The sequence below is a fragment of the Inquilinus limosus MP06 genome (assembly GCF_000767795.1).
In the GTDB taxonomy this organism is placed as follows: domain Bacteria; phylum Pseudomonadota; class Alphaproteobacteria; order DSM-16000; family Inquilinaceae; genus Inquilinus; species Inquilinus limosus_E.
Genome location: NZ_JANX01000946.1, coordinates 1 through 1420, shown reverse-complemented (window position 1 = coordinate 1420; position 1420 = coordinate 1). Strand labels below are relative to the sequence as shown.

Annotated in this window: 2 protein-coding genes; one reads left to right on the top strand and one right to left on the bottom strand. The window is 72.0% G+C overall.

The window, feature by feature from the left end; genetic code table 11:
- Nucleotides 1–227: 227 nt before the first annotated feature.
- Nucleotides 228–893, bottom strand: a complete 666-nt coding sequence (locus P409_RS34265) for a Tim44/TimA family putative adaptor protein (RefSeq protein WP_034849306.1) — start codon at nucleotides 891–893, stop codon at nucleotides 228–230.
- Between the two features lie 202 nt (nucleotides 894–1095).
- On the opposite strand from P409_RS34265, the gene P409_RS38480 reads away from it, so the two are divergent.
- Nucleotides 1096–1420: FxsA family protein (locus tag P409_RS38480; protein ID WP_034849307.1), on the top strand; the 325-nt coding region annotated here is incomplete at its 3' end.

Sequence of the window (1420 nt, the reverse complement as noted above, 5' to 3'; positions counted from 1 at the left end):
GCCGCGGCGGAGGCGCCGGAGGAGCGGTTCGGAGGCGGCGGCGGGGGGCGGCGTCGCGCGGCCGCAGCGGCACGACGTCCTGCATCACGAGACGCCAGAGGCGGCGCTCTTCCTCGCTCGGTTTGCGGGTCTTGGCCATGCCGGATCAGCGGTCGGCATCCTCGGCCGAACGGCCGCGGCCCGGACAGGGCCGGGCCGGACGGGTCAGGAGCGACAGCATCGGCGGGTCAGTGGGATTCGCGGGTCTCGACCAGCGCCCAGTTCGGGTCGGTGGCGCGAGTGTTGCGGGCGAAGGTCCAGATGTCGGTGACCTCGACCGTCTGGTCCGGGCCGCCTTCGATCACCTTGCCATCGGCGTCGCGCGTCACGCTCTTCTGGCGCGAGGTCAGGCGCACGGTGACGAAGGCGGTGCGGCCGTCCATCCGGGCGTCGATGATATCGGCCCGGTCGACCGACTCCACCGTCTCCTCCAGCACATGGCCGGCGGCCAGGCGGTCGCGGATCGCGCCGCTGAACTCGTCATACAGCTCGTCGGACAGGAGCGGGCGCAGCGTCGCCGTGTCGCCGCGGGCGAAGGCCTCGACGATCATCTTGAAGGCGGCGCGGGCACCGCCGACGAAGCTGCTCTCGCTGAAGCTGCGGTCGGCGATCTTGATCTGGGTCAGGCCGCTGGCCGGGGCGCTGTCGCCATTGCCGTTGGCCCGCGGCCGCTCCGGCATGCTCACGACATTGTCGGGAGAGCGGGGCTCGGGCCGGGCCGGCGGCTGGGCGATCGGATTCGGCCGCCGCTGCTCCGTCCCCGTGCGCCGGCCGAGCACGCTGCGCAGCCGCAGGATCAGGAAGCCGGCGATCACCGCCAGAACCAGGATATCGAGGAAAGAGCCTTCGCCCATCGCTCCCTACACTTGGCCGCGCGCCCGTGCCGGCGCCGAATGCATCGCTCTGGACCCGGGCGCCGCGCGACACTACCTCTTGGTCGGCCCGGCCGGATCAGCGAATGCTCGGCGGACAACCGTTCGGGCCAGGATGCGCGGTCAGGAACGACGCCTGCCCCCGACAGATAGGCTGCCGACCCCCAAACGGCAAGGGAAACCGATGCCCCTCCTCGCCCTGCTGCTTCTTGTCCCGGTCCTGGCCGAGATCACGGTGTTCATCGTGGTCGGCCGCTGGATCGGCGTGCTCGCCACCCTGCTGCTGTTCATCGCCATCGGCGTGATCGGCACGCTGCTGCTGAAGCGCCAGGGGATGCGGGCGCTGCGGGAGATGCAGGCGGCCCTGGCTCGCGGCGAGCCGCCGGCAGAGCCGGTGGCGCATGCCGCCCTCCTGGTGCTGGCCGGGCTGCTGCTGATCTTCCCCGGCTTCCTCAGCGACCTGATGGCGCTGCCGCTGCTTCTGCCCCCGGTGCGGCGCGCGCTGATCC

What these genes read in the sequence shown, in the direction of transcription:
- P409_RS34265 (WP_034849306.1), bottom strand. Translation starts at nt 893, where the DNA reads ATGGGCGAAGGCTCTTTCCTCGATATCCTGGTTCTGGCGGTGATCGCC.